This window comes from Pelomicrobium sp. (assembly GCF_036803785.1).
Taxonomy (GTDB): Bacteria; Pseudomonadota; Gammaproteobacteria; order Burkholderiales; family UBA6910; genus Pelomicrobium.
Genome location: NZ_DAIRTR010000032.1, coordinates 1 through 26,804 on the forward strand (window position 1 = coordinate 1; position 26,804 = coordinate 26,804).

The 26,804-nt window shown below is 61.4% G+C and carries 28 protein-coding genes; 17 read left to right on the forward strand and 11 right to left on the reverse strand.

All coding sequences use genetic code 11. The features are described 5' to 3' along the window. Positions 1–577 precede the first annotated feature (577 nt). The 11 genes from V7Q81_RS05695 (at position 578) to V7Q81_RS05745 (ending at position 11,227) form a co-directional block, all read left to right on the forward strand. Positions 578–2,125 (forward strand): YncE family protein, encoded by a 1,548-nt coding sequence (locus tag V7Q81_RS05695; protein ID WP_333840962.1) that lies wholly within the window; start codon positions 578–580, stop codon positions 2,123–2,125. Positions 2,126–2,240: 115 nt separating this feature from the next. After that, the gene (locus V7Q81_RS05700) at positions 2,241–3,446 is read left to right on the forward strand and encodes an ABC transporter permease (protein ID WP_333840963.1); all 1,206 of its coding nucleotides are present in this window, start codon (positions 2,241–2,243) and stop codon (positions 3,444–3,446) included. Then, complete coding sequence (locus V7Q81_RS05705) at positions 3,443–4,147, forward strand: ABC transporter ATP-binding protein (RefSeq protein WP_333840964.1); 705 nt, start codon at positions 3,443–3,445, stop codon at positions 4,145–4,147. Before V7Q81_RS05700 ends, V7Q81_RS05705 begins: the two co-directional genes overlap by 4 nt. Further along, positions 4,113–5,327 carry an ABC transporter permease gene (locus V7Q81_RS05710; protein WP_333840965.1) on the forward strand — a complete coding sequence of 405 codons (1,215 nt, stop codon included), beginning with the start codon at positions 4,113–4,115 and terminating at the stop codon, positions 5,325–5,327. Before V7Q81_RS05705 ends, V7Q81_RS05710 begins: the two co-directional genes overlap by 35 nt. A gap of 12 nt (positions 5,328–5,339) precedes the next feature. Next, positions 5,340–6,044, forward strand: a complete 705-nt coding sequence (locus V7Q81_RS05715; protein ID WP_333840966.1) for an ABC transporter ATP-binding protein — start codon at positions 5,340–5,342, stop codon at positions 6,042–6,044. Between the two features lie 17 nt (positions 6,045–6,061). Then, positions 6,062–6,736 carry an ABC transporter gene (locus tag V7Q81_RS05720; protein WP_333840967.1) on the forward strand — a complete coding sequence of 225 codons (675 nt, stop codon included), beginning with the start codon at positions 6,062–6,064 and terminating at the stop codon, positions 6,734–6,736. Between the two features lie 16 nt (positions 6,737–6,752). After that, a complete protein-coding gene (locus V7Q81_RS05725) occupies positions 6,753–7,286 on the forward strand; it encodes a hypothetical protein (RefSeq protein ID WP_333840968.1) in 534 nt (177 codons plus the stop codon). A 213-nt stretch (positions 7,287–7,499) separates the two neighbouring features. Continuing rightward, positions 7,500–9,014, forward strand: coding sequence for an ATP-binding protein (locus V7Q81_RS05730; protein ID WP_333840969.1), 1,515 nt, complete (start codon positions 7,500–7,502; stop codon positions 9,012–9,014). Then, the gene (locus V7Q81_RS05735) at positions 9,011–10,363 is read left to right on the forward strand and encodes a sigma-54-dependent transcriptional regulator (RefSeq protein ID WP_333840970.1); all 1,353 of its coding nucleotides are present in this window, start codon (positions 9,011–9,013) and stop codon (positions 10,361–10,363) included. The genes V7Q81_RS05730 and V7Q81_RS05735 overlap by 4 nt, the downstream gene beginning before the upstream one ends. Then, the gene (locus V7Q81_RS05740) at positions 10,364–10,810 is read left to right on the forward strand and encodes a hypothetical protein (protein WP_333840971.1); all 447 of its coding nucleotides are present in this window, start codon (positions 10,364–10,366) and stop codon (positions 10,808–10,810) included. It begins immediately after the preceding gene. A gap of 6 nt (positions 10,811–10,816) precedes the next feature. Then, complete coding sequence (locus tag V7Q81_RS05745; protein ID WP_333840972.1) at positions 10,817–11,227, forward strand: hypothetical protein; 411 nt, start codon at positions 10,817–10,819, stop codon at positions 11,225–11,227. 27 nt (positions 11,228–11,254) lie between these two features. On the opposite strand, the gene clpA is transcribed toward V7Q81_RS05745, so the two are convergent. Both clpA and clpS read right to left on the reverse strand, forming a co-directional pair. Beyond that, complete coding sequence (clpA, locus tag V7Q81_RS05750; RefSeq protein ID WP_333840973.1) at positions 11,255–13,513, reverse strand: ATP-dependent Clp protease ATP-binding subunit ClpA; 2,259 nt, start codon at positions 13,511–13,513, stop codon at positions 11,255–11,257. Positions 13,514–13,515: 2 nt separating this feature from the next. Continuing rightward, on the reverse strand, positions 13,516–13,824 hold the full coding sequence (gene clpS / locus V7Q81_RS05755) for an ATP-dependent Clp protease adapter ClpS (protein WP_333840974.1): 309 nt from the start codon (positions 13,822–13,824) through the stop codon (positions 13,516–13,518). Positions 13,825–14,242: 418 nt separating this feature from the next. On the opposite strand from clpS, the gene cspD reads away from it, so the two are divergent. Continuing rightward, entirely contained in the window at positions 14,243–14,449 is a 207-nt protein-coding gene (gene cspD, locus V7Q81_RS05760) for a cold shock domain-containing protein CspD (protein WP_333840975.1), read from the forward strand. 69 nt (positions 14,450–14,518) lie between these two features. On the opposite strand, the gene icd is transcribed toward cspD, so the two are convergent. Then, positions 14,519–15,790: an NADP-dependent isocitrate dehydrogenase gene (icd, locus tag V7Q81_RS05765; RefSeq protein WP_333840976.1), complete on the reverse strand. Its 1,272-nt coding sequence runs from the start codon at positions 15,788–15,790 to the stop codon at positions 14,519–14,521. 554 nt (positions 15,791–16,344) lie between these two features. Between icd and aceA the strand changes: the two genes are divergently transcribed. Then, the gene (gene aceA / locus V7Q81_RS05770; protein WP_333840977.1) at positions 16,345–17,655 is read left to right on the forward strand and encodes an isocitrate lyase; all 1,311 of its coding nucleotides are present in this window, start codon (positions 16,345–16,347) and stop codon (positions 17,653–17,655) included. Positions 17,656–17,698: 43 nt separating this feature from the next. On the opposite strand, the gene V7Q81_RS05775 is transcribed toward aceA, so the two are convergent. The 4 genes from V7Q81_RS05775 to coaBC are packed head-to-tail and all read right to left on the reverse strand — an operon-like array spanning position 17,699 to position 20,272. Then, on the reverse strand, positions 17,699–18,178 hold the full coding sequence (locus V7Q81_RS05775) for a DUF192 domain-containing protein (protein ID WP_333840978.1): 480 nt from the start codon (positions 18,176–18,178) through the stop codon (positions 17,699–17,701). Continuing rightward, positions 18,148–18,522: a sirohydrochlorin chelatase gene (locus tag V7Q81_RS05780; protein WP_333840979.1), complete on the reverse strand. Its 375-nt coding sequence runs from the start codon at positions 18,520–18,522 to the stop codon at positions 18,148–18,150. Before V7Q81_RS05780 ends, V7Q81_RS05775 begins: the two co-directional genes overlap by 31 nt. 16 nt (positions 18,523–18,538) lie before the next feature. Next, positions 18,539–18,985, reverse strand: a complete 447-nt coding sequence (gene dut / locus V7Q81_RS05785) for a dUTP diphosphatase (protein WP_442954772.1) — start codon at positions 18,983–18,985, stop codon at positions 18,539–18,541. Positions 18,986–19,039: 54 nt separating this feature from the next. After that, complete coding sequence (coaBC, locus tag V7Q81_RS05790; protein WP_333840980.1) at positions 19,040–20,272, reverse strand: bifunctional phosphopantothenoylcysteine decarboxylase/phosphopantothenate--cysteine ligase CoaBC; 1,233 nt, start codon at positions 20,270–20,272, stop codon at positions 19,040–19,042. Between the two features lie 91 nt (positions 20,273–20,363). Between coaBC and radC the strand changes: the two genes are divergently transcribed. The 3 genes from radC to rpmG all read left to right on the forward strand — a co-directional run bounded on the left by radC (position 20,364) and on the right by rpmG (position 21,521). After that, a complete protein-coding gene (gene radC, locus V7Q81_RS05795; protein ID WP_333840981.1) occupies positions 20,364–21,038 on the forward strand; it encodes a RadC family protein in 675 nt (224 codons plus the stop codon). A 75-nt stretch (positions 21,039–21,113) separates the two neighbouring features. Further along, positions 21,114–21,350, forward strand: a complete 237-nt coding sequence (gene rpmB, locus V7Q81_RS05800) for a 50S ribosomal protein L28 (protein ID WP_333840982.1) — start codon at positions 21,114–21,116, stop codon at positions 21,348–21,350. Between the two features lie 15 nt (positions 21,351–21,365). Continuing rightward, the gene (rpmG, locus tag V7Q81_RS05805) at positions 21,366–21,521 is read left to right on the forward strand and encodes a 50S ribosomal protein L33 (RefSeq protein WP_333840983.1); all 156 of its coding nucleotides are present in this window, start codon (positions 21,366–21,368) and stop codon (positions 21,519–21,521) included. A 90-nt stretch (positions 21,522–21,611) separates the two neighbouring features. Here rpmG and V7Q81_RS05810 read toward each other — a convergent pair whose 3' ends face one another. The 4 genes from V7Q81_RS05810 to purM form a co-directional block, all read right to left on the reverse strand. Then, positions 21,612–22,775, reverse strand: a complete 1,164-nt coding sequence (locus V7Q81_RS05810) for a DesA family fatty acid desaturase (protein WP_333840984.1) — start codon at positions 22,773–22,775, stop codon at positions 21,612–21,614. A gap of 146 nt (positions 22,776–22,921) precedes the next feature. Next, entirely contained in the window at positions 22,922–24,160 is a 1,239-nt protein-coding gene (locus V7Q81_RS05815; protein ID WP_442954773.1) for an RsmB/NOP family class I SAM-dependent RNA methyltransferase, read from the reverse strand. Positions 24,161–24,246: 86 nt separating this feature from the next. Beyond that, positions 24,247–24,888, reverse strand: a complete 642-nt coding sequence (gene purN / locus V7Q81_RS05820; RefSeq protein WP_333840986.1) for a phosphoribosylglycinamide formyltransferase — start codon at positions 24,886–24,888, stop codon at positions 24,247–24,249. Next, the gene (gene purM / locus V7Q81_RS05825; RefSeq protein ID WP_333840987.1) at positions 24,885–25,937 is read right to left on the reverse strand and encodes a phosphoribosylformylglycinamidine cyclo-ligase; all 1,053 of its coding nucleotides are present in this window, start codon (positions 25,935–25,937) and stop codon (positions 24,885–24,887) included. Before purM ends, purN begins: the two co-directional genes overlap by 4 nt. Before the next feature lie 183 nt (positions 25,938–26,120). Here purM and hda point away from each other — a divergent pair, with 183 nt between their 5' ends. Beyond that, a complete protein-coding gene (hda, locus tag V7Q81_RS05830) occupies positions 26,121–26,792 on the forward strand; it encodes a DnaA regulatory inactivator Hda (RefSeq protein ID WP_333840988.1) in 672 nt (223 codons plus the stop codon). Positions 26,793–26,804: the final 12 nt, after the last annotated feature.

The window sequence follows — 26,804 nt, forward strand, 5'->3', positions numbered from 1 at the left end:
CAGGCCGCACAGCTCGCCGCCCAACTGCGCGCTTGCAGGTCTTCAGCGGCGTGGCCGACGATCGGCCAGAGCAGCAGCAAGCCTGCCGTCGAAACGGCACTCTTCACACGTTTCTTCATGGGCTCCTCCTCTGGTGACAAACGACGACGGGTAAGTTTATGAATTATTGAATTACCTGTCATGAATTCTTGTAGGAATATTAGTTCTTCATGGAAGTCTGTCAATACAGATTTTGGTAATAAGGAGATAAGAAGCGGTTATTGTCCACCTCCCTTCCGGTCCATCCGCCTTCCACGCATCCAGCCTCGTGCACTTCTTTTCATTGTGGAAAGCTCCTTTCCATTTTGAAAACAAGGCATCGAAAGCCAGCGAGCGGGAATCTTGCTCCCTGTCCGGGTACGCGCGATCAAGTAAATGATTTTTCTGAATTATAAAAAGGGGCAGGCTCGGGAGAGCGCCAGGGGGATCTGGCATAACGCTTGCAGATTTTGTCTCCGGCACCGAAGAGAAAATCTGATAGAGAGACAAATCAGTGGTGCCAAAGGCCTAAAGATTATCTGATGAGGAGGATAAAGAAATGAGCTACAAGCCTAGCCAGAAACGGCGCGACTTCCTCAAGACCGTGGGCTTGGGCGCCGGGGCTGCCGTTGCCGGTGCCACCGGCGGCACGCTTCTTCCTACCGGCGCCCTGCCCACGCTCGTGAAGGAAGCCCACGCGGCCAAGGTCTCTAAACTCGATGAATTCTATGCGCAGATCGGCAAATACATTCTTTTGACCCCAGGCAAGTTCACAGGAACCGTGGCAGCCCACGATCTGGCGAGCGGCCGAACGCTGGCGTGGCTGTCGGGTTGGAACTACGGGGATACCAACCCCATCATGCACCACTTGGCCGCCTTTCCTTCGCCAGATCCCTATAAGGGCTTCGAGTTCATCGTCAACACCCAAGGGGGTAAGAACCTCTTCATTTACGGAATCCCGACCACGGTCAAGGAGCCGGGGGAGGGCTTCAAGATTTACCGGGTCCGCTACGACGGCACCAAGTTCAACCTGGTGAGCGACATCGCGGAAAAGACTGGTCTCGGACTGGGTGTGCACGTGACCACGACCCCCGACGCCACGGGTTTCGCCGTGGCGGACGGTCAAAAAGACATCTTTGCCGAGTTTGACCTGGCCAGCGAGTCGGTACGGGCCGCTTTCTTCATCGACTGGAAACCCAATAACCCGGACCTCAAGCGTGCCTGGGTGGACGGCGGCACCATGACGATTACTCGCCTTAAGCCTACTTTGCCCGGGGGTAAATATGACTACGTGGGCACCAAAGGAACCAAGATCGATTGGGAGCTCGTCCCCGGCGGCGAATTGTTCCTGGAAGAAAACAAGGTAAGCGGCTCGCGACAGACCAACACGGTGGCTTTGGACGCCTTCGTGTACGATCCCCGAGGGCGCTGGGGTGCGCTTTCCGCTCGCCTGGCTGGCGTGGCCATCATCTTCGACCGGCAAAGCTGGGAACCCGTCATAGCCCTGCCCGGCGCCAAGGGTGAGCCCGCCACGCTTCCGGTGAAGAAGACGGGCGCCGATACCTGGGAAGTGAAGCTGGACAAGGTCGTTACTCCTGCTCACCAGGCCGGCTTCTCGCCCGACGGCAAGCACTTCCTGTTCATGAACGGGGTACGCCAGAACAATATCATGGTCTGGGACACTTCCAACCACGGCGATCCCACCAAGTGGACCAAGAAGGCAGTGGTGGAGGATCCCGGCTGGCGCGGCTCCTATCCCAACACCTTCCACATGGTGTTCACGCCCGATGCTAGAAAAGTATACGTCACGCTATGGTGGCCGTCTCCGACCCCCAACGGCATCGCCGTGGTCGACGCCCGAAACTGGAAGCTGCTCAAGTCCATCGACATCGGTCCGGACATGCACACGCTGGCCATCACCTACGACGGAAAATACGTAGTGGGCGTGTTCAGCGGTTACCAGAAAACCGCCTCGGGCATCGTCATCCTGGAGACCAGGACGGACGAAGTGCTGGGCATCCTGCCCAGCGTGGGCGGTCACCATGATTGCGTGATCGTGCCGAAGACCCTAGAGGACCTGCGCTGCAGCCGATGCACGACCACGTGACTTGAGGCGCATCCTCCATGCCGTGGGACGGCGCTCACTCACGGCCCTTATCGACTCGCGCTCGGCCGGCACCCCCTGCGGGTCGATGCGCGGGTCCTTTTATCGCCCTGCCTCGATGGGACTGCTCGCCCTTGCGCTCAAAAACTTAAGGCGCAAGCCTTTCCGCACCTGCGTACTGGCGCTGGCAGTCGCCATCGCCGGAGGAGCTGTTTTCTCCACTTCCACCATCATGTGGGGGGTCGAGCGCAGCTTGCAGCGCGGGTTCTCCCGGTTCGGCGCGGACATTCTGGTCGTCCCTCGAGGGGCTTTGGTCAGCATGAAGTCTGCGCTACTGACAGGGGAGCCGTCGGCTTTTTACATGAAAGCTGCCCTGATGAACGATATCCGCTCTCTGGCAGGCGTCGCTAAAGTCTCACCTCAGGTGTTCCTCACTTCCGCCGAGGGCGATCACTGCATCGTCGGCAACGCGTTCTTGATTGGCTTTGATCCCGCTACCGATTTCACCGTGACACCATGGTTGGCGCAAAAACTTCAGCGGCCACTGGCGCTGGATGATGCCATCGTGGGAGGTAACAACCCTTATCAAGTGGGGGAGCGCGTGTACTTCTACGGAAAAAACTTCACCGTCTATGGCAAGCTGGAACGGACGGGGATCGGGCTCTACGACAATGCGATCTTCATCCCGATCGAGCAAGCCTACCAGTTGGCGGAAGCGTCTAGCCGATTCACGGATGTCCCGCCCATGGGATTTTCCCGCGGAGACGTATCAGCTTTCCTCGTTCAAGTGAGCACCACCGCCAGCGCCAGCGCGGTGCGTTTCGTGCTCAGCCGCAATCCAGCAGTCAAGGTGATCACGGCTGGAAACATCGTCACCTCTGTGCGCCAAAACCTGGCCGCCTTGTTCGCGGGTACGCTCCTCCTGAGCATCGTCCTCATTGTCGGCAATGTTCTCACGATCAGCGCTGTCTTCTCTTCTATCGTCAACGAGCGCAGAAGAGAGCTTGGTCTCCTGCGCGCTCTGGGCGCCAAAAGAAAAACCATTTTCCGTCTATTCGTCTCCGAGTCCGGCCTGCTTACCGTCATAGGTGGCCTGGCTGGTGTGCTGCTCGGTCTGATCCTCCTGCGAGCATATGCACGCACCATCGGCTTTCACCTGGAGTCGTTGAACATCCCGTTCCTTTGGCCACCTTGGCCCCATATCGGGCTGATCGCGTTGGCCAGTGTTTTGCTTTCTCTCTTGGTCGGACTGATGGGTGCAGCGTATCCTGCGTCGGCGGGAAGCCGGATGGAACCCTACGACGCGATTCGCTCCGGAGAATGAAGATCGAGCTCAAAGACGTCTGGCGCGTGTACAGCGTGGGTGACCTCGCCATCCATGCGGTGCAAGGGGTAAACCTGCCCATTGCAGCGGGGGAATTCGTCGCTATCGTGGGCCATTCGGGCAGCGGTAAATCCACCCTGCTCAGCCTGATGGGAGGCTTAGCACGGCCCACGCGAGGGGTAGTTCTCTATGATTCAGTGGACCTTTGGAAGCTCCGCGACGACGAGCGTTCAGAGATCAGGAATCTCAAGATCGGCTTCATTTTCCAGTTCGCCAGCCTGATCCCGACTCTGGACGCGCTGGACAACGTAGCCCTTCCTGTCCTTTTTTCCCCCTCTCCGCGCCCCAAAGTCGAAGTCTACGCAAACGCTCGAGAGCTTTTAGCCCTTATGGGCCTAGAAGACAAGCAACACGCTTACCCTAACGAACTCTCGGGTGGGCAACAACGGCGCGTAGCCATCGCCCGGGCCCTCATCCACCATCCGGCAGTAATCCTGGCCGACGAGCCCACCGGAGATCTGGACGAGGAAAACGAGGCCGAAGTAATCCGCCTGCTGTTACACACCCGTCGTCGCTATGGCTCGGCACTGGTCCTGGTCACCCATAACCGCACTCTCGCCCGCCATGCAGATCGGTTACTACACATGAAAAACGGGAATCTCGTGTATGAAGATCTACCAAATCGCCTGGCGCGAAATTAGCCGCCGCAGGCTGAGAACTCTGTACACAGCGAGCAGCATCGTGCTCTCAATCGCTCTGCTGGTCGCCACTGTGCTCGTGGGAGCGGCTGGGCAAAAAGATCTGCTGCTGACCATCACCCGCTACGGTCATAGCCTCACGATTTTTCCTGCCACCAGCGCTGAAGTTAGCCTTCAGCGGTTCGGCATCGGCAGCGGTCACTATATCCCGGAAGAGGCGATTCCAGAGATCAAGCGCGTCTACGATCACGCCATACGAGCCGGGTGGGAGAAAAAGGGTGGCCTGGTCCTGGACGGGGGCACCATTGGAGGCGTGGACAACTTCCAAGAAGCCATCTTCGCCCCACGCCTGTACGAGGAGAGCACCTTGCTGGGGAGACGCGTCGTGGTGGCCGGGCTGGTGCCGGATGCCGAATACAAGGCGCGTTTTTGGTGGGAAGTAGACGATGGGCGCCTGATCAACGGCGGCAGCGAAGTGATGGTAGGCAAGGTCTTTGCTGATGTCACCGGGGTCAAAGTTGGCGATCGCCTGGAGGTCAACGGTCGCCCCATGAAAATAGTCGGCGTTTTGCGCGAGACCGACTCTCCCGACGATTACATGGTATTCGGCGACCTGGGAGCGATCCAGCAAGCCTTCGGCAAACAGGGGTTGGTGTCTCTGATCAACGTGCGTGCCATGTGCAATTACTGTCCAGTCGGCGAGGCGGAGCTTGCCATCAACCAGCAAGTGGTAGGGGTGCGCGCCACTTCCCAGCGAGAGATCGCCACTGCCCAGCACAAGATTTTCCGCAATGTCACTGGTGTCATCCTCGGATTAGTATTCTTGTCCCTGGTCATCGCCTGCATGGCGGTATTTAACATGGTCCTCGGCACCATCCACAACCGGCTCCGCGAAGTGGGACTGCTCAAAGTGTTGGGGGCTTCCCGCGGGCAGCTCCTGCGGCTATTCATGTACGAGGCGCTGCTCGTCGGGGTAGTAGGTGGTATCATCGGATATGCAGCAGGGTATCTCTTGGCGGTTATCGTAGGGCCGTGGCTGCTGCCCTCGGCGCTCATCGAAACTCGCTGGTGGCATCCGTTAGCCGCCGTCTTCGTCGCTACTTTGACCAGCGTGGTGGCAACTCTCTATCCTGCGCTCCACGCCTCTCGCATTCGAGCGGTGGAAGCTTTCGGCGCGTTGTGAGAAGGAAGCAACATGGCGGAATCCATCGCTTTTTTGCATAACGTGGAAAAGAGCTACTTTACTGCCGGTGGAACAGTTGCGGCGCTCTCCAAAGTCACCTTGGAAGTGGGCCACTCCGATTACCTCTGCCTCATGGGGCCCTCCGGCTCAGGCAAAACGACACTACTCAACATTTTGGGCGGAATCGATCGGCCTAGTGCAGGTGAGGTTTTTATCGACGGACAGCGTATCGACACGCTCCCCGAGCGAGATCTACTCCCGATTCGACGCACGAAGGTTGCCTACGTGTTTCAGGAAGCGCGGCTCATGCCGTCTCTCACCGCGCTGGAAAACGTGCTTCTGCCCTCTGCCTTCGCCAGTGGTGACGAGAAGCAAATACGGGAACGGGCGCTGGCGCTTCTTGAAAAGGTCGGTCTGGAAAAGCGTGCCCATCATCTGGTGCACCAGCTCTCCGGAGGCGAGGCGCAACGGGTCTGCATCGCCCGGGCCCTGCTCAACCGGCCAGCCTTGATCCTAGCAGATGAGCCTACCGGTAATCTCGATCATGCCACCCGACTCGAGATCGTAGAGCTGTTGGAGGATATCTACGAGGAGGGTAGTTCGGTAGTCATGGTTACCCATGATCCCGAGCTGGCGCGCCGAGCCAGAAGAAAAATTACTATCCGCGACGGAAGAATCGAGGAACAAGAAGCGGCAAGGCTAGCCATACAAGACTGAAGCGGGAGAGAATTTCGATGGACCGAGCACCGGAAGACCTTTCTCTGCCGGTGGAAAGCCACCGCTCACGTCGTCGCTGGGCCCTCGCTGCTGCCGTCCTTGTTGCGGGCGGGGCACTCATGGGTATTGACTTCCTGGTAGGCCATTACCAGGAACGACTCCTGGCACAGCGCCAGGAGGCCAGAGCCAGGCTCGAAAGGCTTGCCTGGTTTCACCTTCGGGCTGACGTCCAAGGTATTGCTTACACTCCCGACGGCCAATACAAGCTCTCCCTGTGGATGGAAAACGTCTTTCCAGAGTACCCCCTGTTTGTCATGACCCCGACGGTACGAGCCTTCGTCCAGGTAGGGCCTCAGTGGAAGGAGGTGCCAACCAGCGAGCCGCCAGGCGGTGGAATGGTGGAGGGTGTGGTTATTCCTCTCGAAGAGCGGGTCACGGTAGAGCGCATTGTGGACATCCGTCTCAAGGATTACTTTGAGCTCCTGCCTGGCTACATGCACGTAAAGTTCGACAACACCATGCTGGTGGCGCTGAGCCCGGAACCTAAAGACGAGAGCGAGATCGTGGAGCGCACCGATAACTATTACGTGCATTTGAGGCCTTATGGCGCAGACGATGCGCAGCTGCGCCGACTCAATAAGTTCGCCCCAGATCTGCCGGTACCGATCTATATCGGCATGCCGCCACACTAACGGGGGAAAAGCGCCAATGCGCCGATCATTCCTCTCCGTCTTGATGGTGTTAGCGCTTGCGGCCTCCGGCTGTGGAGGGCAAAGCGAACCCATCGCCGTAAACATTCTGCGCGCCACCACGGTTGCGGATAGCCACAACCGCAGAGTCTTCGTAGGTATCCAAGTGGAGCTGGAGAACCGTGGCGAGAAGCCTGTGCACCTGAGCCATGATTCAGTGCAGGTCGTTGCCGCGAGCGGCGAGCGCAGTTCCCTGCGCGCGCTACGCCACGCGCTCAAGCGGTCGGATAAAAATGCTTTCAGCCCACGGCAAGAGCTGATCAAAGACCTCCAGCGGCTCGGTATCGATGAACAGGAATTACGCGATCTCGCGGAAGGTGTGATCGAGGTAGCACCTGGCACTAGGCTGGTGCGAACGTTTCCATTTCATTTTGACAAGCACCCCGAAGAGGTGCTGCTGGAACTCGCTTATCACGATGTCGCCTCGGACAAAATATTCCAAGTGCGGCAAGAAGTCGTCCTCAAGGCAAGTTCTCCTCCTCTACCTCGTTAGTCCGGGCGCTACCATTCGTCTCTTTTGCTCGCAGACCTCAAGCTCTTTCATCGCGATAGCGACTGACGAGAGGGTGAAACTTGGAGCCGGAAAGCGCCACAGGAAGGAAAATACATAGAAAATGTCCTATATTTAAAGCGTTAGAGTTGGTTTTGAACCCCTATGCCGGCCGTCAGAGCCCGTCACGGACTGTCTTTCCTTCCGCAGGCTCTCGTGCGCTCGGAGAAGGGCGAGGCGCCAGTACCCGCATTGCCGAAGCACTACGGCGCCATTTTGCTATCGGTATTGTTGCTACCCCTCTCCATTACTCTTTATTTGGACTTCTTCGTTTTTCCGGAGCGGCGCTGGCACGAGCATCTGGCCCATCTCCTTGTCGAGGGTTTCTGCGGGCTCATGTCCCTCACGGTCTCCTATGTTCTGCACCAGGAATCCTCGTTGGCGGAAAGTCATCGCCTGCGTGTAATGAGCTACGGCTTTCTCGCCATGGGTATCCTCGACGTTTTCCATGCCTTCTCCCCGCCCGGCACGGACCTATTCGTATGGCTTCACTCGATCGCAATTTTTAGCGGATCCTTGTTTATTTTTCTCTCTCTACCCATTGTCAGAGTCTCCGAGCAGTTCTCTCGCAGTGTAGCAGGGACTGCCCTGGTGGGCATCGGGGCCTTGTCGCTGGGTGTGCTCTCCTATCTTTTCCAGGCCTGGCTTCCCGTGATGAGGATCAATGGAGTTTTCACGCTGCCGGCCATCGGATTGAACGTTGGTGCTGGAGTTTTCTTTTTCATAGCGGGTCTTGCTTTCCTCAAGGACTTCCGCCGGACTGGAGAAACCATTCTCTTCGTGCTGGCGCTCGCCATGTTCCTGATCATGGAAAGTGCTTTGCTCTTTCCCTTCTCCAAACTGTGGGACCTGCAGTGGTGGGTATGGCACTGGATAAAAGCTGCGATGTTCATCGGGATCTTATTTGGACTAGCCCACGAGTTCGTGGAAAGTGTAAAAGAATTACAAGCCTCCCATGCAAAAATCGTGGAGTCCGAGAAGCTCGCTTCTCTCGGGGAGATGGCTGCTGCAGTAGCCCACGAAATCCGCAATCCCCTCGGAACGATCACTAATTCGATGGAGCTGCTCAAGGATTTTCGTATATCTCAAGAAGAACGCCGCGAGCTCCTGGAAATCCTTGAGCGAGAAGTCAACCGGCTAAATCATATCGTTTCAGACACCCTGGACTTTGCACGAGCCCGCTCTTCACGACGCCAGCTGTTTGATCTCGCGTCCCTGGTGTACGAGGTCTTGCAGCGCGCCCGAGCCAAAGCGCCAGAAGCTTATATCAAGTGCCGCTCGGAAACAGACCTACCGCTCATCGGCGGTGATCCCCATCAGCTCCAGCAGGCCATTTGGAACGTTGTAGACAACGCACTCGACGCAATTCAACACGACGGAGCAGTGGACGTGCGTTTACGTTATGACGATCCATGGATCGTTCTCTGCGTCCGCGATACCGGGCCTGGCATACCCCCTGAAATCGAACGCGAAATTTTCAAGCCGTTCTTCTCCACCAAGTCGGAGGGCACCGGACTCGGGCTCTGTATTGCACAACGCGTAGTCAGCAATCACGGCGGTCGGATCGAGATCGCTAGTCGACCAGGAAGCGGGACATGTGTGTCTATCCGGCTGCCCTGCGCCGAGGCCTCAGCACGACCCCAGACTTCCGTAGGGAAACCGGTGCAATGAGCTCCATTCTCATCGTCGATGATCAACCCGGCATGCGCCGGACTTTGGAAATCCTACTGCGAAAGGCGGGTTTCGAAGCAATCGCGGTGGAGAGTGGCGAGGAGGTCGTGAAACTCTTGCCCGATATCAAGCCAGAGATTGTCATCACAGACCTCAAGATGGAGCCATTGTCCGGCATCGACGTGCTGCGCCAGATTAAAGAGCAAGCGCCGGAGACAGCGGTTATCATCATGACCGCTTATGGCACGATCGAATCTGCCGTAGAGGCGATGCGATTGGGCGCCTTCGACTACATCACAAAACCGTTTAAAAGCAACGAAATCATTCTCAAGGTGCAGAAGGCGTTGGAAAAAACCGCACTGGTGAGCGAGGTCGAACGCCTGAGACGGCAGGCAGATCCCCTCTATGGTGCCCATCCACTGATCGCAGAGAGCCCAGCGATGAAAGCGGTGCTCGAGCGGGTCAAGAAAATCGCCATGACACCCCTTACCGTGCTGATCACAGGCGAAACGGGTACGGGTAAGACGCAGATTGCCAGGGCGATTCATTACAGCAGCCCCGCGGCGAAGGGCCGGTTCGTGCCCATAAACGTCGCCGCAGTTCCAGAACCCTTGCTAGAAAGTGAGCTCTTCGGCCACGAAAAGGGCGCCTTCACCGGTGCCATCCGCAGCCGCAGAGGTCTATTCGAAGAAGCGCACCAAGGAACTTTGTTTCTAGACGAAATAGGTACGTTGTCCGCTAACCTACAATCCAAGCTCTTGGGAGTACTGCAGGATCGCGAAATCAGGCGTGTCGGCGCAAATCGCCCGATTGCCGTTGATGTGCGAGTCATCGCCGCTACCAACACCGATCTGGAAGCGGCCGTCGCCCGAGGCGAATTCCGCCGCGACCTCTTTTACCGTCTCAACGTCGCCCGGATCCATATGCCCCCCTTGCGCGAGCGCAGGCAGGATATTGCCCCTTTCGTGCGCTACTTCCTGTCTAGCCTGTCGCAACGGATGGGGAAGAATTATGAAATGACTCCGCAGGCCCTGGATCTGCTTTTGAAGTATGACTATCCGGGTAATGTTCGCGAGCTGCAAAATGCCTTGGAATGGGCAGTGGCGGTAGCCCCCAGCCCAATGTTGCGCCCAGAAGACCTACCAGAGCCCATACGGGCCAGCCAGCAGAACGAGACGGCTTCGTCACGACCCCAAGCGCCGTGCACCCTAGACGAGCACGAAAAACAGCTCATCATCGACACCATTGCCCGCTGCCAGGGAAATCTCGCCGAAGCGGCACGAATTTTGAACATCGGGCGCACGACTCTGTGGCGCAAAATGCGTGAGTACGGCATAGGAAAAAATTGAATGCGTGGCCACAAGACGATCGAAAGTTTCCTCAGCATCCGCAGCAAAGTTCCCAGCCGTGGTTTGTCCCCCTCCCGCTTGACACACCAATTTTCGAACAATCGGTCAAAAACACGCCGATTGATTTTTTATTCCTTGACATGTTTCTTTGCCCTGCACGCCGCGGCAGCTACTCCTTATGCCAGGATTCATTCGCCGCCGAACGGGGCGGTCCTTCGCGCAAATGCTGGTCATACCCTGACGTATGAGATCGATCCTGGAACCGAAGGAAACCATGTTCACGTCGTCATCGACGGACGAGAAGTGGCCGTTTTGCGAAAACGCACGGGTATCTATCGCCTACAGGGCTTGGCGAGCGGCCCTCACGAAATCTGCCTCAAGGTGGCGAACAAGGCTCATGTCCCTATCGGAATCGAGCACTGTGTGCAGGTCGTGGTGGAAAAATAGGGGCCTATGGAAGACAGCCTGGCCTATGCCCTGATACAGGCCGTTCACAACTTCGGGGCTGCGGCTGCCGTGGGAGTGCCGTTCTTCTCCTTATGGCCGGCAAGGGTGACACAAGCCGTCCGGGCGAAGCTTGTGCGCCTTCTCTGGGTCGCCTGGGCGGTACAACTGCTCAGCGGTCTACTGTTTGGAGCAGCGAGTCTCTATTACTACGGCCGGTTGCCCGAACTCCAATTGGTCGCCACGGCGGCACTCTTCATAAAGATTGCTTGTGCTGCGCTAGGACTTGTAACCACAACGCTGCTTGTCAGAGCGATCTCGCGGCACGAGGCGCTCCGCAGCGATGCCGCATGGTGGTTGCTCTCTGCCCTCGGCGCAATAGCGCTTGTCGCGGCAGCTTTTCTCCGCTGGTTTTCTTAAGCGAGACTCCAGGAAGTGGCGAAGGGGCTAGGTGACTTCCACCGCGTTGTCGGCGAAGCTCAAACGCACTTTTTCGTTTTCGTCGATATCCACTGTCACCTTGCCGCCGTTGGCGAGCCGCCCGAAGAGCAGCTCGTCCGCCAACGCCCGCCGGATCGTGTCCTGGATCAGCCGGGCCATGGGCCGCGCACCCATGAGGGGATCGAAGCCACGCTTGGCGAGGTAATCCCGCAGCGCCTCGGTGAAGGTGGCTTCCACCTTCTTCTCGTGGAGCTGCTCCTCGAGCTGCATGAGGAACTTGTCTACCACGCGCAAAATGACTTCGTAGGAGAGCGGCGAGAAGGAAATGATGGCGTCCAGGCGGTTGCGGAACTCCGGCGTGAACAGCCGTTTGATTTCCGCCATCTCGTCTCCTTGGGTGGTGGACGGGGTGAAACCGATGGACACCTTGGTGAGGGACTCCGCCCCGGCGTTGGTGGTCATGATGAGCACCACATTGCGGAAATCCGCCTTCCGGCCATTGTTGTCCGTGAGCGTCCCGTGATCCATCACCTGGAGCAGAATGTTGAAGATGTCCGGATGGGCCTTCTCGATCTCGTCCAGCAGCAGCACAGCGTAGGGGTGCTTGATGATCGCTTCGGTGAGCAAGCCCCCCTGGTCGAAGCCCACATAGCCCGGCGGCGCGCCGATCAGGCGCGACACCGCGTGCCGCTCCATGTATTCGGACATGTCGAAGCGGATGAGCTCGATACCCATGGCGTAGGCGAGTTGGCGCGCGACCTCGGTCTTGCCCACCCCCGTCGGTCCGGAGAACAGGAAGCAGCCGATGGGCTTCTGCGGGTTGCCTAGGCCGCTGCGGGCCATTTTGATGGCGGCCGCCAGGGCGTCGATCGCTTGGTCTTGCCCGAACACCACCGCCTTCAGGTCCCGATCCAGGGTCTTAAGCGCCTGACGATCGTCGCTGGAGACGTGCTTGGACGGAATGCGGGCAATGCGGGCAATGATCTCCTCGATCTCGTGGCGCGTGATCACCTTCTTCTGCTTCGACTTGGGCAGGATGCGTTGGGCCGCCCCGGCCTCATCGATCACGTCGATCGCCTTGTCGGGCAGATGCCGGTCATTGATGTAGCGGGCAGAAAGCTCCGCCGCGGTCTGCAGCGCCGTGGCCGTGTACTTGACGCCGTGGTGCGCCTCGAAGCGAGACTTGAGCCCCCGCAGGATCGCCACCGTCTCTTCCACGGTGGGCTCGCTCACGTCGATCTTCTGGAAGCGGCGCGACAGCGCCCGATCCTTCTCGAAGATGCCCCGGTACTCGTTGTAAGTGGTGGCACCGATGCACTTGAGCTGGCCGGAGTTGAGCACCGGCTTCAAGAGGTTGGAGGCATCGAGCGTTCCACCCGAGGCCGCTCCCGCCCCGATCAAGGTATGGATCTCATCGATGAACAGGATTGCGTTGGGGTTGTCCACCAGCTGCTTGAGCACCGCCTTCAGGCGCTGCTCGAAGTCGCCCCGGTATTTGGTGCCCGCGAGCAGCGCCCCCATGTCCAGGGCGTAGACGCGGGCGTTCGCCAGAATGTCGGGCACCTCTCCTTCCACGATGCGCCGGGCAAGCCCTTCCGCGATGGCAGTCTTGCCGACCCCCGCCTCGCCCACGAGCAGGGGATTGTTCTTGCGCCGCCGGCACAAGGTCTGCACCACCCGCTCCAGCTCCCGCTCGCGCCCAATCAGGGGATCGATCTTGCCGGCCAGAGCCTGGGCGTTCAGGTCCGTGGTATAGGACTCCAAGGCTCCTCCCGGGGAACCGTCGGCCTCGTTCTCGTTGTCGGTCTCGGCCTTGCCGGCGCTCGCCTGGGGCACTTTGGTGATACCGTGAGAGATGTAGTTGACCACGTCGAGCCGGGTCACGCCCTTCTGATGCAGGAAGTAGACTGCGTGGGAATCCTTCTCGCCAAAGATGGCCACCAGCACGTTGGCACCGGTCACTTCTTTCTTGCCCGAAGACTGGACGTGGAGGATGGCGCGCTGGATCACCCGCTGGAACCCCAGGGTGGGCTGGGTGTCCACCTCGCCGCTGCCCGGCACCCTGGGCGTGTGCTGGTTGATGAAGTCGGTCAGCAGCCGGCGCAAGTCCTCGATATCGCAAGCGCAGGCACGCAAAACCTCGGCTGCCGTCGGATTGTCCAGCAGCGCAAGCAGCAGATGCTCCACGGTGATGAACTCGTGGCGCTTCTGCCGGGCCTCGACGAAGGCCATGTGCAGACTGACTTCCAGTTCCTGCGCGATCATTCCTAGGTTTCCTCCATGACACACCGGAGCGGGTGCTGATGTTGCCTCGCGAAAGCCATCACTTGCTCCACCTTCGTCGCAGCGACGTCGCGCGGATACACGCCGCAAACTCCGCTACCTTCTCTATGGACTTTGAGCATGATCTGCGTCGCCCGTTCGCGGCTCATGAAAAAGATGGTCTGAAGCACCGTGACCACAAAGTCCATCGGCGTATAGTCGTCGTTGAGCAACACCACCTTGAATAGGGGCGGTGGCTTGACCCGACTCTTCTGCGGCTCGAGTACGACACCTTCCCGATTTCCGGCAGCCATGGCAACAGGCATCGAGTACGGCAAAGAACACAGCACAACTCGCCCGTTAATACTTGTCGATTGCGAAGGATTTTGCAAGTCCCCGGGGACGCTTGGCGCCGGGGGGCCGACGGTCGGCCGAAAAGCCTCGACCCGGGCGACATCCCGTCCCGGCCCCCCCTGCATCCCGTTGAGGTGAAGTTCCGGCGATCCGCCCCGGCAGGCCGACCCGGACCGCCTCCGAGCGGTGCCATGCCGTCCCCCGTTGGGGCCCACAACCTAGGGCTTCGGGAAATTGACTGGGATAGGAGGCTTGGCGTAAAAAGACCCGCTCGGGCGTCGGATTCCAGCGCGGACGGGGCAAGCGCGGCAAGCCTATCCTGGCAGAGTCCGTACCCGCCCGGTCAGGACTGTTTCATTGTTTATCATGGAGATGTAGATGGCAACCGGTACTGTGAAATGGTTTAACGACGCGAAGGGCTATGGCTTCATCACCCCGGACGACGGCAGCGAGGATCTGTTCGCTCACTTTTCGGCAATCAACATGACCGGGTTCAAGACCCTCAAGGAGGGCCAGAAGGTCAGCTTCGACGTTGTCCAAGGCCCCAAGGGCAAGCAAGCCTCCAACATCGTGACGGTCTCCTGACCGGGCAGATCCGCTGTACACCGAAAGCCCGCCCGAGCGGCGGGCTTTTTTTCGGGCTTTGCCCTCCCCTCAGCCGCCTGCTGCCTGCCGGCTCCCAGCCTCCCCCATCCGTTGGATCATGGCCTTGCCGAATCCGGAGCAGGAGACCTGGGTCGCGCCTTCCATGAGGCGGGCAAAGTCATAGGTCACCAGCCGGGCTTTGATCGTCTCCTCCATGGCCCGGACGATCAGGTCGGCCGCTTCCATCCAGCCCATATGCCGCAGCATCATTTCCGCCGACAGGATAATGGAGCCCGGGTTCACGTAATCCTTGCCGGCGTATTTGGGCGCTGTGCCATGGGTTGCCTCGAACATGGCCACACTGTCGCTCATGTTGGCCCCCGGCGCGATGCCGATCCCCCCCACCTGAGCCGCCAAGGCGTCGGAGATGTAATCCCCGTTCAGGTTCATGGTGGCGATCACGTCGTACTCCTCGGGACGCAGCAGAATTTGCTGCAGGAAAGCGTCCGCGATCACGTCCTTGACCACGATCCCCTGGGGCAGCCTGACCCAGGGACCTCCGTCCACCTCCACGGCCCCGAACTCCCGCTTCGCCAGGGCATAGCCCCAATCCCGGAAGGCCCCTTCGGTGAATTTCATGATGTTACCCTTGTGCACCAGGGTCACCGAGCGGCGCTTGTGGGCGATGGCGTATTGAATGGCCTTGCGCACCAGGCGCTCCGTGCCTTCCCGGGACACGGGCTTGACGCCAATCCCAGAGGTGGCGGGGAAGCGGATCTTCCTGACCCCCATCTCTTCCTGGAGAAAGCGGATCAGCCTGCGCGCTCCCTCGGATTCCGCCGGCCACTCGATGCCGGCGTAGATGTCCTCCGAGTTTTCCCGGAAGATCACCATGTCAGTCTTCTCCGGGTGTTTGAGAGGGCTCGGAACTCCCTGGAAATAGCGCACCGGTCGCAGGCATACGTACAGGTCCAGCTCCTGGCGCAAAGCTACATTGATCGACCGGATGCCTCCCCCCACCGGCGTGGTGAGCGGCCCCTTGATGGACACCACGTATTCCCGCACAGCCTCGAGGGTCTCCTCCGGGAGCCACACATCCTTGCCGTAGACGCGGGTCGACTTTTCTCCGGCGTACACTTCCATCCACACGATTCGGCGCTTGCCGCCATAGGCTTTGCGCACGGCAGCGTCCACCACCTCGCGCATCACCGGCGTAATGTCGATTCCGATCCCATCGCCCTCGATGAACGGGATGACCGGCTGATCCGGAACTTCCAGGGCCCCGTTGGGCAGGACGCGAATTTTTTGTCCCTCAGACGGGACCTTGATGTGCTTGTACATGGAGACTCCTCGGGAGAATGGAAAGGGATAAGTCTTATATCTTATATAATACCTAAAAGGGGCAGTGGCGGCTCGATACCTGAACTTCTCCTACCTTAAGGGATTTCTCGCAAGCCGCCAAACCCCCATTCGTGCTCATAGGGGGAAGCGGCGTTGGAATGGCGCAAGCTGATTTCAAATCATGGAAAATCAAGGGCCGGAATAAGGCTAAGCGAATGAATTTTCTATAAAACAGTTGTCCTGATTTTTTGTTGCACAGCACCATCGACCCTGATTAGACTGAAAAAGGTTTCACGTGCCTCCCGATGTCTACCCGCAGAAGGGGGCGAAGACTGGAATCGGCACCACCTTCGCCGATTCTCCCAGGTCCGCCAGATCCGACCTCTGGCTGCCCCGTGAAAGGGACGTTTCCGGCCGTCCGGGGCGTCCTGGCAAGGCCCGGTTGCGCGCGGCGCCCGTCTACCCGACTCGGCTCCACGCTTCTGGTCCGGCCGACGAGACGCGGGGAGTTTCCCTGCGAACCCACCTAATTTCTGATGCAGAGGAGAGATTAGATGAGTCGTGAACAGGAGATCGCCCAGCTCAAAAAAGACTGGGCGGAAAACCCACGATGGAAAGGGATCCAGCGGCCTTACACCGCGGAGGATGTGGTACGCCTGCGGGGCACGGTGCGCATCGAATACACCCTCGCCCGGCTGGGGGCGGAAAAGCTCTGGAAATATCTGAATACCGAACCCTACGTGAACGCCCTCGGGGCGCTGACCGGCAATCAGGCCATGCAGCAAGCCAAGGCGGGCCTGAAGGCGATCTACCTATCCGGGTGGCAAGTGGCAGCAGACGCGAACGACAGCCTGGAGATGTACCCGGACCAGTCCCTGTACGCGGTCACCAGCGTCCCCAATGTGGTGCGGCGGATCAACAACACCTTTATCCGCTGCGACCAGCTCCACCACGCGGAGGGCAAGGACGAGATCGACTGGTTCGTCCCCATCGTCGCCGACGCGGAGGCAGGCTTTGGCGGGGTGCTGAACGCCCACGAGCTCATGAAGGATATGATCGAAGCGGGGGCGGCTGGGGTGCACTTCGAGGACCAGCTCGCCTCTGCCAAGAAATGCGGCCACTTGGGCGGCAAGGTGCTGGTGCCCACCCAGGAGGCGATCCAAAAGTTGATCGCGGCACGCCTTGCGGCCGACATTCTGGGGGTGCCGACCGTGCTGCTCGCCCGCACCGACGCGGAGGCAGCCAACCTGCTCACTTCGGACGTGGACGAGCGGGACAAGCCCTTTGTCACCGGAGAGCGTACGGCCGAAGGCTTCTACCGGGTGCGAAACGGGCTGGAAGCCTCCATCGCCCGGGGCCTCGCCTATGCCCCCTATGCCGACCTCCTCTGGTGCGAGACCGGTAAACCCGATCTCCAGTTCGCCCGCGCCTTCGCCGAGGCGATCCACCGCCAGTATCCGGACAAGATGCTGGCGTACAACTGCTCTCCTTCCTTCAACTGGAAGAAGAACCTGGACGATGCCACCATCGCCAAGTTCCAGCGGGAGCTGGGCGCCATGGGCTACAAGTTCCAATTCATCACCCTGGCGGGCTTCCATGCCCTCAACTACAGCATGTGGGAGCTCGCCCACGGGTATGCCCGGGAAGGCATGACCGCCTACGTGCGACTGCAGGAGGCGGAGTTCGCGGCAGAAAAGCTGGGCTACACCGCCACCAAGCACCAGAGGGAAGTGGGCACCGGCTACTTCGACGAGATCACCCAAGTGATCCAGGGTGGCGCCTCGTCCCTCACGGCCCTCACCGGCTCCACCGAAGAAGAGCAGTTCCAGGACAGGAACCCTCCCAAGCTGAAAGCGGCAAGTTAAAAAAGGCGCCAAGTTGCAAAGCCGCACCTCGGGTGCGGCTTTTTTATTTCCCCTGGCGCATCCGCCGGGCAACAGCTTCCAGGCCGTCCACTCGGTCCCCCGGACCGATTCCCCGCGCGGCGAACCAGCCCCGGTTCATTTCCAGGGCGTAGGCAGCCGGAGCCGTGGAGGTATGAACCTGCTCGCTCAAGGGTTCCATGTCGGCAATGTTGATGATGACCCCGCGGAGATCGATGAAGGCCACCGAAAGGGGAATGACCGTATTGGCCATCCACATGCCCTGGAGGGCGGGAGCTTCGAAAACGAACAACATGCCTTCTTGCATGGGTAGCCGCGTCCGGTGCATGAGCCCGCGGCTTCGCTCGGCGGGGGTGATCGCCAGCTCTGCCCGCAGCGCATGCCCACGAATCGAAAGATCCACCCACTCGGCGGCCGCCGCCACCCCTGCCGAAAGCAGCAGCCAGGTCGCGGCAAGCCCTGCGCCTAGGCGGGTCAAGGCCGGCAATATTGCGCGCACACCCATTCGGCAATCGCCCCCTGAAGCTCCTGCACCTCGCCCAGGGCAGGCGTCACCCGCAGCAACACATGGGGAAAGCGTCGGAAGAAGCCTTCCAACCGCGCCGGCAGATCCTGCTTGAGATGGCCGCCCGGCGCGAGGAGGAGGGGCGCCAGCGTGATGCGGGTTACCCCTTCCTCGGCAAGGCACGTGAGCGCTGCCTCCAGGCGGGGCTCCATGAGCTCAAGAAAGGCGAGCTCGACCCGCGCGTCGGGGAGGCGCTGCGCCACCTCCCGCCGCATCGCGTCGAAGGGTGCGCGCCACTCCGGATCCCGGGCACCATGGGCGAGAAGAACGAGCGCTGAGCTCACCGCCCTGCCTCTGCCTTCAGTGACGACCCGTGCTGCCGAAGCCGCCTTCACCCCGGACACTGTCGGTAAAGGCGTCCACCAAATTGAACTTGACCTGCACCACCGGCACTACCACGAGCTGAGCGATTCGCTCCAGGGGGTTCAGAAGAAAGGGCTTGTTTCCCCGGTTCCAGCAGGAGACAAAGACCTGACCCTGGTAATCGGAGTCGATCAGGCCCACCAGATTACCCAGCACGAGCCCATGCTTGTGTCCCAGGCCGGAGCGGGGAAGCACCAGGGCGGCATAGCCCGGGTCCTTGAGGTGGATCGCCAGCCCGGAAGGCACGAGCTGGGCTTCCCCCGGGTCGATGGCCATTGTCTGCTCGATGCAGGCCCGCAAGTCCAGCCCCGCCGAGCCAGGCGTCGCATACGCGGGGGGCAGCGCCTTCAAGCGCGCATCTAGGATCTTGACGTCAACGATCACGGGCAGCCTCGATGAGAAAGATTTGCGCGGGCTCCAGAAGGGACTTGCCTGTACCTACGGGCGGGCCGCACGGGCGCCCGGTTTCGAACGCCGGCGGCGCCATTCGGGCCATAGGGCGGCAATACGGCCCACGAGGGCCCGTGCCACCTGGAGCTTCGGTCCACGGGGAAGCGGGTGGCGGCCCTCGTCGTCGAACAACACCACCTGATTCTCCTCCGCACCAATGGCCTCCTGCACTAAATTGGCCACGAGCAGCGGCACCCCCTTGGCCCGGCGCTTGGCTTCGGCCTGCTCGTCCAGGCGCTCGCTCTCGGCAGCGAAAGCCACGCAGAAGGGGGCCTCGGGGAGGCTCGCCACATAACCCAGGATGTCCGGATTGGGAACGAGCTCCAGCGTCAAGCGGCCGCCCGAGCGCTTAATCTTGTGCTCGCTCGCACGCGCCGGCCGGAAATCCGCCACCGCTGCCACGGAAACGAAGAGGTCAGCCTCTGCCACCTGCGCCTTGACCGCTCCCAGCATCTCTTCCGCGCTCACCACGTCATGGCGCACCACCCCATAAGGGGTAGGCAGGCTCACGGGGCCTGCGATGAGGGTCACCCGGGCCCCCGCTTCCCGCAGCGCCCGCGCGACGGCAAAGCCCATTTTCCCCGAGCTGACGTTGGTGACGCCCCGCACCGGATCCATGGCCTCGAAGGTGGGGCCCGCGGTCACCAGGGCCCGCAGGCCCGCCAGCGTCTTCGGCTGGAAAACCGCCAGCGCCGCCTCCAGCAGCGCTTCGGGCTCGAGCATGCGGCCCGGTCCCACTTCGCCGCAGGCCTGCTCACCGCTCGCCGGCCCCAGGATTTCCACCCCGTCGGCGGCGAGCTGCGCCATGTTGCGCCGGGTGGCGGGGTTATCCCACATCTGCCGGTTCATGGCCGGGGCCACCAGCAGCGGGCACTCCCGGGCAAGGCACAGGGCGGAGAGCAAGTCATCAGCAAAGCCGTGGACGAGCTTGGCCAGGAAGTCGGCACTCGCTGGCGCCACCAGAATCGCCCGGGCCGCTCGGGAGAGCTCGATATGGGCCATGGCGTTTTCGACCCGTGGGTCCCACAAATCGCTATAGACTCGCCGGCCGGCGAGGGCTTGGAAAGTCAGGGGGGTGACGAAGCGGGTTGCAGCTTCCGTCATCACCACCTGCACGCTCACGCCTTCCTGCACCAGGAGGCGAGCAAGCTCCGCCGCCTTGTAGACGGCAATGCCGCCCGTCAGTCCGAGGACCAGATGTCGGCTCGGGAAATCATTCATGATGCCAGGAAAACTCGGACAGGAAATCGATGATGGAAGTGTAAACTATGGCCCCGTTTCGGAAAATCGCTGAAAGGAGAAACTTCATCCCATGGCCATCCCTGACTGGCCCGAGGCGGAGCGCCCTCGGGAGCGGCTCCTTGCTGCCGGGCCCCAAGCCCTCTCCGAAGCCGAGCTGCTCGCCATTTTCCTTCGTACAGGAGTCAAGGGCATGAGCGCCGTCGACTTGGCCCGACGGCTGCTCGCGCATTTTGGAAGTCTCTCCGCCCTGTTCGCCGCCAGCCTGAAAGAGTTTAGCGCCCTTCCCGGGCTCGGGCCGGTCAAGTACATCCAATTGCAGGCTGTACTGGAGTTGGCGCGGCGAGCCCTCCAAGAGGAGCTCAAGCGGGAAGGCGCCCTCACTTGCCCTTCCGCAGTGCGGGAGTACCTGCGGCTGCGGCTGCAGGACAGAGAGCGGGAAATTTTCCTCGCCCTCTTTCTCGACGCCCAGCACCGGGTCATCGAGATCGAAGAGCTTTTCGCCGGCACCCTGACCCAGACCAGCGTCTACCCCCGGGAAGTGGTCAAGCGGGCCCTCGCCCTCAACGCCGCTGCCATCATCTTCGCCCATAATCATCCCTCGGGCGTCGCCGAGCCCAGCCAAGCCGATGTGGGCCTGACCCGGACGTTGAAGCAGGCCCTAGCCCTGGTGGACGTGCAGGTCCTGGATCACTTCGTAGTGGCCGCCGGCGGCTGTGTGTCCTTCGCCGAACGCGGCCTGTTATAGAGGCTAAGCGCTTGAAACAGGACCGCAAATGCGGCTAAAATTAATATTTTTGACCATCTTCTCAGGTAGCCTTCTATGGCACGAGTCTGCGAAATCACCGGCAAGCGACCCATGGTGGGGAACAACGTGTCCCACGCCAACAACAAGACCAAGCGCCGTTTTCTGCCTAACCTGCACTACCGCCGCTTTTGGGTGGAAAGCGAACGCCGCTGGGTGAGGCTGCGAGTCTCCAACGCAGGGCTGCGCCTGATCGACAAGAAAGGCATCGAAGCGGTGCTCGCCGACCTGCGGGCCCGGGGCGAGAGCGTCTGAGGAAGGAGCGCCATCATGCGGGAAAAAATCAAGCTAGAGTCCACCGCCGGGACCGGGTATTTTTACACCACCACCAAGAACAAGCGCACCACGCCCGACAAGCTGGAGCTCAAGAAGTACGACCCGGTCGCCCGCAAGCACGTGATCTTCAAAGAAACCAAGCTCAAGTAGACCAAGACTGGATAGCAAGACCGTGCCAACACAAAGGGCCCGCCATGGCGGGCCCTTTCGTTTTCCCGGGAGAAGGCCGGGCAGAAGAACTTAAGCGTAGCAGCGAAGCCGCCGGGAAAACTCCTCAAGCTGGGCGATGCCGCTCTGCTCCGCTCGCTGGCACCAGTCCTGCAACTGTTTGACCAGCTGTTCCCGGCTTAAAGAGGAACGCCGCCACAAGGCTGTCAGTTCCTGGCGCATGCAATAGAGGGTTTCCAGCGCCCGGCTGTAGCGCAGTACCAGGTGGAGCTTCTCCCGCTCGTGGGTTCCTAGTTCTTCCTGATCCCGCAGCAGCCAGCGTTTCACGGCGGCGGGATCGACGCGTATGCCGTCCCGGGGGAGCCGCTCCTTGAGCCAGGCCACCTCGTGCCGCCACGCCCGCTTGACTGCCTTGGCGTAGCGAGCGAGCACCTCGTAGCGATGGGTGATGACCGCTTGTAGCGTCGCCGCGTCGGGGACGGGCTTGGACGGATCGAGCTTGAGCCTGGGGGCGATTCGCTTCACTTGGGCAAGCCCCAGAGCCGAAAGGATGCGGATGTATACCCAACCGATGTCGAACTCGTACCAGCGGGCGGAGAGCTTCGCCGACGAGGCGTAGGCGTGGTGGTTGTTGTGGAGTTCCTCTCCCCCGATAAGGATGCCCCACGGGAAGATATTGGTGCTCGCGTCCTCCGTCTGGTAGTTGCGGTAGCCCCAGTAATGACCCAGGCCGTTGATCACACCCGCAGCGAGTACCGGAATCCACAGCATCTGCACCGCCCAGATGGTGATCCCGATCGGGCCAAACAAGGCGACATCGATCGCCAGCATCAGGACCACCCCCCAACTGCTGAACCGGCTGTAGACGTTGCGCTCCACCCAATCGTCAGGCGTGCCATAGCCGTAACGCTCCAGCGTTTCCCGGTTTTTGGCTTCCTGGCGATACAGCTCGGTGCCTTGCAGTAACACCTTGCGGATGCCCACGATCTGGGGACTGTGGGGATCTTCTGGGGTCTCGCAGCGCGCGTGATGCTTGCGATGGATGGCGGTCCATTCCCGCGTCACCATGCCGGTGGTGAGCCACAACCAGAAGCGGAAGAAGTGGCTCACCACGGGATGCAAGTCGAGCGCCCGATGGGCCTGGTGCCGGTGCAGATAGATGGTGACGGCGGCGATGGTGATATGGGTGAGGGCGAGGGTGTAGAGCACGTACCCCCACCAGGGAAGATCCATCATAAAACTGAAGTCCTTGTTTTGTTTAAGAAAGGGTAAGCCGCAGGCGAACTGCTGGGACGAGTCTACAGCAATCCTTTTGGGAGTCAAGAGAACATCCCAGAGGCATTCTAGCGCTGCCCTCCTTCTCGGGCAGTCCTGGCCAGGGGTTAAGAAGCCGCGCGGGTGCGCTCCAGCACGGCGGCAAAAAACCCGTCGGTTCCATGCACGTGGGGCAGTAGGCGCAGCCACGGGCCCGTACCGATGATGATGTCATGGCGCGCCAGCACCTCGGAGGCGGGCACCAGAGAAAAGGCAGGGCTACGACTGAGGAACGCCTCCACGACAGCTTCGTTCTCCTCTGCAAGCAGGCTGCAAGTGGCATAGACCAGGCGCCCACCCGGCTTCACCAGCCGGGCGGCAGCATCCAGAAGGGAGGTCTGGACGCGGACGAGGGCGGCGACGGTGGCGGGGGACTGGCGCCACTTGAGATCCGGGTTTCGTCGCAAGGTGCCGCTTCCGCTGCAAGGAGCGTCTACCAGCACCCGATCGATCTTGCCAGCGAGCCGTCTGACCCGGGCATCGTTTTCCGAGTCGATCCGCTGGGGATAGACGTTGGAGAGACCGGAGCGCTTGAGGCGGGATCTGAGCCGGGCAAGGCGCCGGTCCGCGACGTCGAAGGCATAGACACGGCCCTCGGAACCCATGAGCGCCCCCAAGTGCAGAGTCTTGCCCCCCGCGCCAGCACAGAAATCCACCACCATCTCCCCCCGGCGGGGCGACACCAGGTAGGCAAGCAACTGGCTGCCCTCGTCCTGGACCTCCAGCGCGCCGGTGAGGAACAGGGGGCTGTGCTGGAGGGATGGCTTGCCCCGCACACGGATGCCTACGGGCGAATAGGGGGTCGGGGCGGCCTGGATCCCCTCTTCGGCCAACGCTTGAAGCACGCTGTGGCGCTGCGCGCGCAGGCTGTTTACCCGCAGGTCCAAGGGAGCTGGGTGCTGCATGCTGCGCCCAAGGGCGAGGGCTTGCGCCTCCCCATAGGCTGCTGCAAGCCGCGCCCAGAGCCAATCGGGAAGCTCCGCCTGGACCGGGAGGGGCAAGCTTTCGTAGCGCAGCCCCTTGAGCCCCGCGAGCCACCGCCGTTCCTCTTCTGTCAAGGGCTCCAGCTCCCGTAGCTTGAAGCCACCGAAGCGGAACGCCGCGGCCAGGACGCGGCTGCGCGGGCTTACGGCCCCCGCCGCATCGAGGAAGCGAGCATGGCGTAGCGCCGCGTAGACTGCCTCGGCAACGAAGGCCCGGTCCCGGACCCCTAGGCGGGGGTGCTCGCGGAAATAGCGGGCGAGCACGGCGTCTGCCGGATGCTCCATGGCAAGCACCCGCGCCAGGGCCTCTTCCGTCCGGGCGATCACGGCAGGGCGCGCGATCGCGCGGTCCGCAGACGTTCGTCCCACGGAGCCCGTCGCTTCAGGGCTCCTGCGCGCGGGTTCGGCCCTCACCCCTCCACCTCCGGTGAACACAGGGCCTGCGCCGGCGGGCGTGCGCCCTCGATCTCCACCCGGTCCTCGCCGCTCAAGCGCAACCGTCCCTCAAGGATCCAGCGAATCGCCTGGGGATAGATGCGATGCTCTTGCGCCAGCACCCGGGCCGCCAGCCGCGCCTCGTCATCCTCCGGTAGTACAGGCACTGCTGCCTGAATGATGATGGGGCCATGATCCAGAGACTCGGTGACGAAGTGCACCGTGCATCCGTGGATACGCACCCCCGCTTCCAATGCTCGGCGATGGGTATGGAGTCCCGGAAACGCGGGCAGCAAGGATGGGTGGATGTTCACCAGGCGCCCGCGGTAGCGTGCGACGAAATCCGCCGTCAACACCCGCATGAAACCTGCCAGCACCACCAAATCGGCCCCATGGCGATCGATGGCATGCGCCAGGGCCTGTTCGAAACTGCCTCGGTCGGGGTAGCCGCGATGGGGCACGACCTCGGTGACGATGCCGTAGGTGCGGGCGATCTCCAGGCCGCGGGCGCCAGGCTCGTTGCTAATCACAGCGGCAACGGTCGCGGGCAAGCGCGCGCGCAGGATCGCTTCCATGTTGCTGCCACGACCGGAGATGAGAATAGCGAGCCGCTTCATAGGCGATGGATCTGTACCTGGGGCTCGGCACCGCAACGCTGCCGGATCTCTCCGATCCGCCACACCGTCTCGCCGGCTTGCTCAAGCAATTCCATCGCGGCCTGCGCATCTGTGGCCTCCACCACCGCGACCAGGCCGATACCGCAGTTAAACACCCGGTAGAGCTCCTGGTCGGTGATGCCGCCCAGCGCCTTGAGCCAGGTGAAAAGGCGCGGCATGGGCCAGCACCCGCCCTCCAGCACCGCCACCACCTGCTCCGGCAGAATGCGGGGAATGTTCTCCAAAAGCCCGCCGCCGGTGATATGGGCGAGACCTTTAACCGGAAGCGCGTTAAGGAGCGCCAGCACCGGCTTCACGTAAATCCGGGTGGGGGTAAGCAGCACCTCGCCTAAGGACCGTCCGTCGAAGTCGGCGGAAAGGTCCAGCTGGTGCAGCTCCACGATGCGCCGGATCAAGGAATAGCCGTTGCTGTGGGCGCCGCTGGAGGCCAGCCCCAGCACCACGTCTCCAGGCCGGATACGGCGGCCGTCGATTAGGCGGCTGCGCTCGACGATGCCCACGGCGAACCCCGCCAGGTCGTACTCCCCGGGGGCGTACATGCCTGGCATCTCCGCCGTCTCCCCTCCGATCAAGGCGCAGCCGGCCTGCTCGCAACCAGCCGCAATCCCGGCGACCACTTGCGCCGCCACCTCTACGTCCAGCTTGCCGCAGGCGAAATAATCCAGGAAGAACAAGGGTTCTGCCCCTTGGACCAGAATATCGTTCACGCTCATCGCCACCAGGTCGATGCCCACAGTGTCGTGGCGGTTCAACTGGAAGGCGAGCTTGAGCTTGGTGCCTACACCGTCGGTTCCCGACACCAAGACCGGTTCCCGGTAACCCGGGGGCAGAGAAAACATGGCGCCGAAGCCGCCGATCCCCCCCAGCACTTCAGGACGGAAGGTACGGCGAGCCAGGGGCTTGATGGCTTGCACCAGGCGATCACCGGCATCGATGTCGACGCCGGCATCGCGATAGCTGAGGGACGAAGGGGGAGTAGGCTGGCTCATGGATGTCCTTGGAGAAGCGTCCGGCACGCCCGCGCTCCTCCCGCCCGTCGGGCGCCGGGAAGAACTCGGCAACGCATGGCCGCTTGCAGGTTAAAATGATGCAATTTTAATGGAAACCTGCTCCTATCGCCGTGCACCCGCCCGGGCGGCCATGCGCGGGCACATGACGCCGTCGCGCCCCGGATGACTCAGCTCGTCCTGCCGCTACAGGCGGCGCTTGCTCCCCGCTTCGACAACTTCGTCCCCGGGAGGAACCGGGAAGCGGTGGCCGCCCTCAAGGCCCTTCTCGCCGATCCGCTCGGGGAGCCGATCGTCTACCTGTGGGGGGCACCGGGGTGCGGCCGCACCCACCTTCTGGCTGCCCTGGTAGAGGAGGCGAAGCGCGCGGGCTTGCCTGCCGCGTTGGCGTCGGGTCGAAGCGCCGCGAGCCTGCCCGACGCGGTTCTCCTCGCCCTGGATGACGTGGAACGGCTCGACCCGACCGGAGCCCAGGCCTTCTTCAACGCCCTCAATCGGGCCCGGGAAGGAACCATGCGAGTGGCGGCGAGCGGTCCCTGCCCGCCGGCGCGACTGCGCCTGCGGCAAGACGTGGCGACCCGGCTCGGTAGCGGCTTGGTCTTCGAAATCCACCCCCTCTCGGACGAGGAGAAGATCGCTGCCCTGGCGGCTCGCGCCCGGGAGCGGGGCTTTACCCTGCCTCAGGAGGCAGCGCGCTACCTGCTCACCCGCAGCCCGCGGAATCTGACCTGCCTGTTTGCCATCCTCGAGCGCTTGGATCTGCGCTCCCTCGAACGCCACCGTCCCGTGACCGTGCGGTTGCTCAGGGAAGTGCTGGGGGAGGCGGGCGATCCGTGACCGGGGGTAGCC

What these genes read in the sequence shown, in the direction of transcription:
- V7Q81_RS05695 (WP_333840962.1), top strand. Translation starts at nt 578, where the DNA reads ATGAGCTACAAGCCTAGCCAGAAACGGCGCGACTTCCTCAAGACCGTG.
- V7Q81_RS05700 (WP_333840963.1), top strand. Translation starts at nt 2,241, where the DNA reads ATGGGACTGCTCGCCCTTGCGCTCAAAAACTTAAGGCGCAAGCCTTTC.
- V7Q81_RS05705 (WP_333840964.1), top strand. Translation starts at nt 3,443, where the DNA reads ATGAAGATCGAGCTCAAAGACGTCTGGCGCGTGTACAGCGTGGGTGAC.
- V7Q81_RS05710 (WP_333840965.1), top strand. Translation starts at nt 4,113, where the DNA reads ATGAAGATCTACCAAATCGCCTGGCGCGAAATTAGCCGCCGCAGGCTG.
- V7Q81_RS05715 (WP_333840966.1), top strand. Translation starts at nt 5,340, where the DNA reads ATGGCGGAATCCATCGCTTTTTTGCATAACGTGGAAAAGAGCTACTTT.
- V7Q81_RS05720 (WP_333840967.1), top strand. Translation starts at nt 6,062, where the DNA reads ATGGACCGAGCACCGGAAGACCTTTCTCTGCCGGTGGAAAGCCACCGC.
- V7Q81_RS05725 (WP_333840968.1), top strand. Translation starts at nt 6,753, where the DNA reads ATGCGCCGATCATTCCTCTCCGTCTTGATGGTGTTAGCGCTTGCGGCC.
- V7Q81_RS05735 (WP_333840970.1), top strand. Translation starts at nt 9,011, where the DNA reads ATGAGCTCCATTCTCATCGTCGATGATCAACCCGGCATGCGCCGGACT.
- V7Q81_RS05740 (WP_333840971.1), top strand. Translation starts at nt 10,364, where the DNA reads ATGCGTGGCCACAAGACGATCGAAAGTTTCCTCAGCATCCGCAGCAAA.
- V7Q81_RS05745 (WP_333840972.1), top strand. Translation starts at nt 10,817, where the DNA reads ATGGAAGACAGCCTGGCCTATGCCCTGATACAGGCCGTTCACAACTTC.
- clpA (WP_333840973.1), bottom strand. Translation starts at nt 13,513, where the DNA reads ATGATCGCGCAGGAACTGGAAGTCAGTCTGCACATGGCCTTCGTCGAG.
- clpS (WP_333840974.1), bottom strand. Translation starts at nt 13,824, where the DNA reads ATGGCTGCCGGAAATCGGGAAGGTGTCGTACTCGAGCCGCAGAAGAGT.
- cspD (WP_333840975.1), top strand. Translation starts at nt 14,243, where the DNA reads ATGGCAACCGGTACTGTGAAATGGTTTAACGACGCGAAGGGCTATGGC.
- icd (WP_333840976.1), bottom strand. Translation starts at nt 15,790, where the DNA reads ATGTACAAGCACATCAAGGTCCCGTCTGAGGGACAAAAAATTCGCGTC.
- aceA (WP_333840977.1), top strand. Translation starts at nt 16,345, where the DNA reads ATGAGTCGTGAACAGGAGATCGCCCAGCTCAAAAAAGACTGGGCGGAA.
- V7Q81_RS05775 (WP_333840978.1), bottom strand. Translation starts at nt 18,178, where the DNA reads ATGGGTGTGCGCGCAATATTGCCGGCCTTGACCCGCCTAGGCGCAGGG.
- coaBC (WP_333840980.1), bottom strand. Translation starts at nt 20,272, where the DNA reads ATGAATGATTTCCCGAGCCGACATCTGGTCCTCGGACTGACGGGCGGC.
- radC (WP_333840981.1), top strand. Translation starts at nt 20,364, where the DNA reads ATGGCCATCCCTGACTGGCCCGAGGCGGAGCGCCCTCGGGAGCGGCTC.
- rpmB (WP_333840982.1), top strand. Translation starts at nt 21,114, where the DNA reads ATGGCACGAGTCTGCGAAATCACCGGCAAGCGACCCATGGTGGGGAAC.
- rpmG (WP_333840983.1), top strand. Translation starts at nt 21,366, where the DNA reads ATGCGGGAAAAAATCAAGCTAGAGTCCACCGCCGGGACCGGGTATTTT.
- V7Q81_RS05810 (WP_333840984.1), bottom strand. Translation starts at nt 22,775, where the DNA reads ATGATGGATCTTCCCTGGTGGGGGTACGTGCTCTACACCCTCGCCCTC.
- purN (WP_333840986.1), bottom strand. Translation starts at nt 24,888, where the DNA reads ATGAAGCGGCTCGCTATTCTCATCTCCGGTCGTGGCAGCAACATGGAA.
- purM (WP_333840987.1), bottom strand. Translation starts at nt 25,937, where the DNA reads ATGAGCCAGCCTACTCCCCCTTCGTCCCTCAGCTATCGCGATGCCGGC.
- hda (WP_333840988.1), top strand. Translation starts at nt 26,121, where the DNA reads ATGACTCAGCTCGTCCTGCCGCTACAGGCGGCGCTTGCTCCCCGCTTC.